Genomic DNA, 7,206 nt, shown 5'->3' with positions numbered 1-7,206 from the left:
AGGACGCTGGGTGAAGAGTAGGCTGTCTCACGCCGCCTCCCACCGAGACCAAACATGAGACTGAGCATGGAGACGCTACGGGCAACGACTATTCGGACAGGGGTTCAACTCCCCTCGCCTCCACTTCCTTGATTTCCAAGGAGGTGGATGATGGATGAGTGAAAACTAAGAACAGAGCTAAGAACATGTTCTGCAATGTGTGGAAAAGTGTGTCGACGTTTGCCGCTAGGCGAAATATAGCCAGAGCGTGATGTGGCTTGGTTCGGCCATCATTCTGAACAGATGAGTGAGCATTACTCGCATGTCGGCCAGGAAGCGATGAGGAAGGCGGCTGAAGTATTGCCTCATCTGCTTGCCCAGAACCCGTTCAACTTCGGGTATAGCATGGCCGATCCTCCGGTAGCCCCGCTTCTTTGCAGGCTTCCGCATGAAGTTTTTTGGCTGTTTTCCGACGCTTGATCTGAGGGGTCGTGAGAACGAAATCATTGGGAAGGTAATAAATACGGTCCAGAGCCTCCAATAAATCCCAGTCAGGACCCCTTTTGGGAACAGAACGTTGTTTGCGTTCCGAGGGCTGTCCCAACAGGTCATGCTTCCAGACATTGAATTGTTCCTCCCAAATCACCCTTTCCTCTTTGCGCATGGCGGCAGGGTTGCGCACGGGGACGTTAGCAAAAGCATGCTCTTCTTGATTGTCTCCATAGATCCGTCCTTGGCGCCAGAACTTGCCGCGCGGGTGCCCTGGAGGCCAGATGTAGTAAAGGACTCCTTTCTGTGACACATCGAGATGAAACCAAGGGCTATTGAAAATGTCCCATGTCCGAGTCGGCAACAGGCGAGCCCTCAGTTCATACATAAAGGCGCTCCTGCTCCAATTGTCTCTGAACTCGTCCTGCATGAACGCCTCCCATTCTGGGATAGACCGCCACCACCACAGAGATCGCTCAATTTCAGCAGGATTCTTGAGGTCGCCCTTTTCCGGCATCGTCTGATAAACGGTTGCGTTGTCGCGATACAGAAAATCGGCCCAATCACCACCACGTGAGAAGGGCTTCGTCGAGTCCATGCTTTGGGAAAGAATGGCCCGGCGCGTGGCTGGACAATATGGCCCATCCCGGCGGCGTTTCGGGCGTCGAATGACAGATTTGAGGAATTGCTCAGGCGCTAATTTATTGAAGTCAACTAACGCAAGCTCCGGCGACCAGACTTGAGCGACTTCAGCGACACGAGTGTGAAATGGCACAGCCGACTTCTCCCATGCGAGCCAACTTCGAGCAATTTCCCACATCAAGAACAGTTTCACGTTCTGCAAATAGTAAGCATTTGAGGCGGCATTGAACACTGAAGCACGCTTGTGGATCTCGTCGTCCACACCAACTGCACGATCACCCGTGGCGACCGTGAGGCTGCGGACCAAGGGTTTCAGAGGAGCTACGGCTAGTTGGACCATTGATTCCAGCCAAGGTATGCCGATGCAAAATTGGCAGACCATATCCACCTTGATTTTGTCGGTGACGACAAGTCCCCATGAATCTCCTGTAAAAGACCGACTCCATCGGAGTCCGAGTACAAGGTCACCATCACTCGGCATGACTGTAAAGTATAAGGAGCGGCCAACCAGCTTCTTGTAGCGACTGATAGCTTTACTGGCTTCATGCGCGACATCGAGCCCAGACACAAACCCCAATACTTTGGGCCCTTGTTCGCTGTCTGAATTCGTGACAGCGCAGCAGGAAAGGGCCTTTATAAACTGATCAACGGAGCACTCCTTGTTGAGGTAGGCTTGGAGGAGGTCGAGAGTTGCTTCGGGGAGAGACTGAAAAGTGAGGCCAATACACGGTTCAAGTGGATCAAAAGTCATCAGACATCGGACGCCCACTCAGTAGACATCTGTCAAGATTATTTCGATGCCAAATGACGCATGCACGGGATGGATGCCAGCAAAAATTCCCTCCAGGCTGAAATCGGCGAACCTCCTTCGCCATGAAGCACCTCGAACAAACAAACCATCCCATCACCTTTCGCATCCCTCAGAGTGGAACGCGAGACCCCCATTTTTCCCTCACACGCAGCTTCTATTACGCCGCCGAGGCCGCAGGGCAACTGAAATTGGTGCGGCTCAAAAAGCGGGGAAACCGGAGGGGCATCACTTTGGTCCCTTATGCGGCCGTCGTGGAAATGCTCCGCGAGAACGATGCCGGACCGACCTAAACGCACTCTATAAAGCCTTTAGACGAATTGAGCTGGACCACAAAAATTTTGGGAACCGACCCTTTATCGGAAGCCCCAAGGGCCTAACGGCCAGGAGACAAACAGAAGCAAGCATCAAACTGCACAGCAACACAAACCAATGAGTAGAAGAACAAAACCAAAAAACAGTGAAGAGACGCCGGTTGCACCCGACGTCCCTTCTGCGACCCAGAACATCACCGCCGATCAAGCAGGAACGTCATCAGATCACGAGGCCCAGCATACCGCCGAGACTTCGTCTGACAAGCCTGCTGAGAATCCGAGCCCTCGGAAGGCTGATGAGAAGCCTCAAAACCGCGGAACGGGTTCAAAGAGCGTCAAGGATGTGGCGACAGATAAACTGAAGCCCCATCCTCTCAGCAAGAAAATCTACACTTCCGAGATCAGCGGAGCGTTGATTACCAGTATCCAGGACCAAGGCATCATCGTGCCCTTGATCGTCGACCCAAATTCATTCGAGGTAATTTCAGGCAACAGTCGCCTCGCTGCGGCTAAGCAGCTTGGCATGGCGAAGGTTCCGGTGATTTATTTTGAATCATCTGACGAGCTGGAAATCCGTACGGCCATTCTCGAAACGAACGCCCAACGCGAAAAGAACAGGGAGCAGAAAATCCGGGAGTACCTTGAATGGCTGGACATCGAAAAGGAAGCAGCCAAACGCCGAATGGCAACGAGGTCACAAAAGGATGCGGTGTACAATAGTACACAGGGTAAACCAGGGAAGTCGAGGAACAATGCTGCCGCTAAGATCGGCATGTCTGGACTCCACGCTGAACGCGGTGGTCAGGTAGTGACCGCCATCGATGCGCTGACTGCCAAAGGCAAATCGGCAGAAGCAACGGAGCTGGCGAACAAATTGAACCGTAGCATCAATGCTGCATACAACCTGGCCGTTAAGTCCGGCGTCATCGTCAAGGCGAAGCGGACGACATCGAAGTCGAAGGCCCAGACTGCCACGCCTCCCAGTGCGGCTAAGAAGACAGCGGCAGCTGCGTCTGAGACTCGCCTTCAGTTGTCTGAACCAGCTGTGGTTGCCGAGGCGGAGCACGAAACTCAGGAGGATGATTTTGCTGTCGATACCCATGACGAGGCCCTGGAAGCATTGTCCTCAGTTCGCAAGTTTGTTGAGGGCCTGAAAGCCGGCAAGACAACGGAATACTGGCGCCCACGGTATGTCGATTCCATGAACGCCCTTACCGAGTGCCTAGTGACGGCAGGCCTCGTGTTCGACAACCCTGACCGGAATTCTTAACCAAACCGGCCAACCGTGGATGCTCAACGCAGACACGGGCGGCCATTCCCATTTTCACCCAATGAAAAGACTTCCAAAGAAATCCAAGACGCCAGGCATCAGGCACATTGGTTTTGCACATCTGGTGGCAGTGATTACCGGACTGTCGCCAAAGCGCCACATGGAATATCCCGAGGACTTGCTGAATTCGCTTTGCTCCGAGGGCCAGAGCTTGATCCTTACCCGTCCCCGCGAAAACGATGACGTGGTCTGGGACCATGGTCAGCCTGTTGATGAGCGACGTGATTACTTTTGGCCGTTCGCGGTTAACGGTGACGACCTCTTCGTCCCACCGTATAAACGGCACTTCCACATGACCAGAAAGGAGGTGCTGGAGTGGGACCGGGCCACAACGACTATTCCCAAATTCAGCATGCCCTACTTGGTCACAATGCTCAAAGGCACCGATCATGGGGTCCGGGCCATCGTGGAAGGCAATGATGATGTGGTGGTCGTGTTCCAGGTCGAGGCAGATGATTTTCTGACCTGGACCCGTGAGTGCCGCCGAGTGCAGAAGCTCCTGAAATCGCAAAAAATCGATTCCGGTAAGTTTCTGCTGCACAACCTTATCCCAATCTCCGACACTCCTTCAACACCGGGCGCATTGATCTACCTGGCCTGATTCTAACCCCTGGGCGGCCTGTCGGAGTGTCACCACCGCAAACTACAGTTCAAAGCGCTGTAGGAGGCAGGAAACGCACTCCACGGGCCGCCCTCATTTTTGACCATAATGAAACCCCATTCATTTTCTAAAACGCTGGCGGATGTCCATGGCATCAGTGAAGCCATCGTATTGAAGTTCCTCGCGCACAAAACCCGGAAAAGCAGCAACGTGAAAGACGACAAGCAGTGGTACTACGGCTCCTTGGACGCCTTGACCGAAAAATGCCCATACCTCGGTCGAAGCACGATTGACGACGCTGTGAAAAGCCTCGCCGCCAAGGGGATGGTCGAGATCGGAAACTACAACAAGCTGCCCTTTGACCGCACCCGTTGGTACCATGTGCCCGAGTACTACTGGGAAGCCGTTGAAGAGCTCAAAATCAGTTTTCATGCCGCAGACGCAGAAGTGCATGGAGTGTCTGCGGCAGTGGTGATGTTTAACCTCGAATACTGGCTGAAGAAAAAACTCAAAGTCGGGAAGGTGACCCATGCGATGAGCCCGGAGAAACTGGCGACACATCTGCCATTTAAGGCCTCCACGATCAAATCAACCCTGTCCAAGCTCGTTGATGCCGACGCAGTTATCAAGGTGGCTGGTATACGCAGTGAGTATGCCTTCCCACCTGATCGCATGCGAACCCTCCAACAGAAAGCCCGCCTCAGCAAATGATGCCAAAGCCACCAATCGGACGAGATCAGGCAGAATCCGGACAGGGGCGTCAAAATCCGGACGAACCCAGCAGTAATCCGGATGCCAAAAGTCAAAATCCGGACAACAATACCCTTTGTAAACCTTTTGAAGATCCATTTGAAGATTCCGTTCAAAACACATTAAAAAGCTCCGGCGAAGCCGGGTCTTTATGTGTGCATGACGAAATCGACTTCGCTCATTCATTTGAGAAGCCCATCCTCCTGGATCGTCAAAAGGATCTGCCATATGCCTTTGGGGGTAAGGAAGAATTAAAGAGGGCAAGAGTCAATCCGGCATATGAGGGGAAAGTCATTGAGCAACCCGATGATCAATCATTGCCTGAGTTCATTGCGTCACTCAAAGCCGAATATGATGATGTCGTCACCTTGGATGACCTGGTCCATGAGACTATCAACAAGGTCAAAAGCAACATCGTCAGTGATTACGACTGGAAGCATGTCACTGAGGAATGCGAACATCATGGGGTGTTGTTTGATGCCGGTGATTCCGAAGCCGTGGCTAGATCATGGTGGTTGTGCAGGATCGTGAAGGGATTCATCAGTGCACAGGATTCAGAGTTGGTCAGATATGTAGTGGAAAGGCATGATCCTGACTTCACTTTGCGGACTCTGGCATCATCATTTTTAGATTTCTACAGCAGTCAGACGGATCAGCTTCAACGCGCTGGTTTAACGGGTGAAGACCTCAAAATCCGTGGGTTCTACGCTGGTCTTGAGCTTTTGGCGGTGGGGATACAAAACGCCGAGGACTTGGCTCCCTCTGACTCGCTCAAATCGGGGATGGGATGGGAGGCCATAGAATCCGTTTGTGAGGAGATTCTGACCAGCTTTGCAAAGACTGAAAGAGGGCGGCGTGACGCTCTCACGGATCTGGCTTTAGATCGGCACGACGAACATCGAAATTCCTTTGTTTGGGGGAATGATGACGGCGCTTCGGATGCAGAGTTACCATCACCATTAAAGGCCAAGCTCTTTATGAAATACGTGTCACAGCTGAAGGCCGCTGGAGCTCCGATGACAATTCCAGCAGTCGACAGGGATCGGAATATTACAGCGGTCTGTGTCACCCGCTTTCAGGGCATCTACAGCAACAAAGGTGATGTAGAACGTGTAGCCGCATTGTTTGAGCAAAGGCCATGGATCTCCACAGACAGGCTCTCAAAGGGATTTCGGGCTTATGTTGGGGTGTTCATCAAGGGGCTAAACGGGGGTCATGCTTTCAAAAAGACACGGTTTTACTGCACCAATATGGTTTCAGTTAGTTGGTTTGTGACTCATCTTGACCTAATCGTTAAGGAGCTCTGGGGTGACTATGGGGATCGATACCTGCGACTGAGCCATCCTGAGTGAAGGAGATCCGACATTTCACACTGTACATCGACCGGCGTTTTTGATAAAATCAAATAATGCTGGCAGATGAACTGTCACTCAATGCGCGGAGCAAAGAGCTGTGATGACCAACCTCATTCACGGGCATGACAGAGTAGAATAGATAGCATACCCATGAAACTGCAAAGACGAGTCTCGTACGAGACACCCGAAGACACACACAACGGCACCATCATCAACGCCACACTGAATACGGATACCAAGAATGGAAAACCACGGGAAAACCTCCGGCTGACCATAGCGGTTGATCCGGTTCCAGGAGATCCACTACACGACTACAGGGTGAGGGTGGACTACTGGGGAAACCAAAACGACAGCCTTCTGGATGACATGTTCAGGCTGCTGGGGCCCGATGTTGTGCATTTGACTGACATCGACGGAGAGATCCTGCCTGAAAAACTGGCCCTCCTAGAAGGGAAGAGGGTAAAGTTTGACGTCACCCACGAAAAACGCCCTGGATTCAAAGTGGCCTACAGGAAGGTCCAGAACCTCCAACCCCTGAAGGAGGCGGCATAAACGCTGAAGGCTCTCCAATGCTCATCAAATTGAAAAATGAGCATTGGAGGTCTTTTGGTGTCTTTGGGTGTGTGTCAGCGGTCATCACCCTCAGGACTCGTTCGAGGGCGTCTGAGTGGCTCTATGGCGCTGAATTGTGGCTTGAATGCTCCTTTGGACCTGAATCATGAAACCGACAAACGCATTGATCATCACCAACAGCTTCGACGGCCTCCTGTCTCGAATGGTTGCCCTCGATCATGCCGGCATCCTCATCTCCGGACGCAAGCTTCTCAAACAGGCGAAGAAGCAACGGATTGAACCGGCCATGAAGATGTCTGAGGTGATCCAGATGACCAGAATGACGAAAGAGGATCTGGAAATCCTGATTTCTTGCCGATTGATTA

At 52.2% G+C, this 7,206-nt stretch carries 8 protein-coding genes and 1 other RNA gene; 8 read left to right on the top strand and 1 reads right to left on the bottom strand.

The window, feature by feature from the left end; all coding sequences use genetic code 11:
• Positions 1-126: a transfer-messenger RNA gene (gene ssrA, locus KBY66_RS15565) on the top strand; the annotation flags it as partial.
• Positions 127-367: 241 nt separating this feature from the next.
• Here the strand turns inward: ssrA and KBY66_RS15560 are convergent.
• Positions 368-1,861, bottom strand: coding sequence for a hypothetical protein (locus KBY66_RS15560; protein ID WP_255090538.1), 1,494 nt, complete (start codon positions 1,859-1,861; stop codon positions 368-370).
• Between the two features lie 122 nt (positions 1,862-1,983).
• Here KBY66_RS15560 and KBY66_RS15555 point away from each other — a divergent pair, with 122 nt between their 5' ends.
• The 7 genes from KBY66_RS15555 to KBY66_RS15525 form a co-directional block, all read left to right on the top strand.
• A complete protein-coding gene (locus tag KBY66_RS15555; protein WP_255090537.1) occupies positions 1,984-2,211 on the top strand; it encodes a hypothetical protein in 228 nt (75 codons plus the stop codon).
• Between the two features lie 139 nt (positions 2,212-2,350).
• Complete coding sequence (locus KBY66_RS15550) at positions 2,351-3,502, top strand: ParB/RepB/Spo0J family partition protein (protein WP_255090536.1); 1,152 nt, start codon at positions 2,351-2,353, stop codon at positions 3,500-3,502.
• Positions 3,503-3,521: 19 nt separating this feature from the next.
• Positions 3,522-4,163 (top strand): hypothetical protein, encoded by a 642-nt coding sequence (locus tag KBY66_RS15545; RefSeq protein WP_255090535.1) that lies wholly within the window; start codon positions 3,522-3,524, stop codon positions 4,161-4,163.
• Positions 4,164-4,271: 108 nt separating this feature from the next.
• Entirely contained in the window at positions 4,272-4,874 is a 603-nt protein-coding gene (locus tag KBY66_RS15540) for a hypothetical protein (protein WP_255090534.1), read from the top strand.
• Entirely contained in the window at positions 4,871-6,265 is a 1,395-nt protein-coding gene (locus KBY66_RS15535) for a hypothetical protein (protein WP_255090533.1), read from the top strand. The genes KBY66_RS15540 and KBY66_RS15535 overlap by 4 nt, the downstream gene beginning before the upstream one ends.
• Before the next feature lie 153 nt (positions 6,266-6,418).
• The gene (locus KBY66_RS15530) at positions 6,419-6,820 is read left to right on the top strand and encodes a hypothetical protein (protein WP_255090532.1); all 402 of its coding nucleotides are present in this window, start codon (positions 6,419-6,421) and stop codon (positions 6,818-6,820) included.
• Between the two features lie 166 nt (positions 6,821-6,986).
• Positions 6,987-7,206 (top strand): hypothetical protein (locus KBY66_RS15525; RefSeq protein ID WP_255090531.1); only part of this gene is annotated, 220 nt, incomplete at its 3' end.

Source organism: Synechococcus sp. Tobar12-5m-g (assembly GCF_024345415.1).
In the GTDB taxonomy this organism is placed as follows: Bacteria; Cyanobacteriota; Cyanobacteriia; order PCC-6307; family Cyanobiaceae; genus Regnicoccus.
Note: the sequence above shows the minus strand (reverse complement) of the source record. Positions and strands in the feature narration are given on the sequence as shown.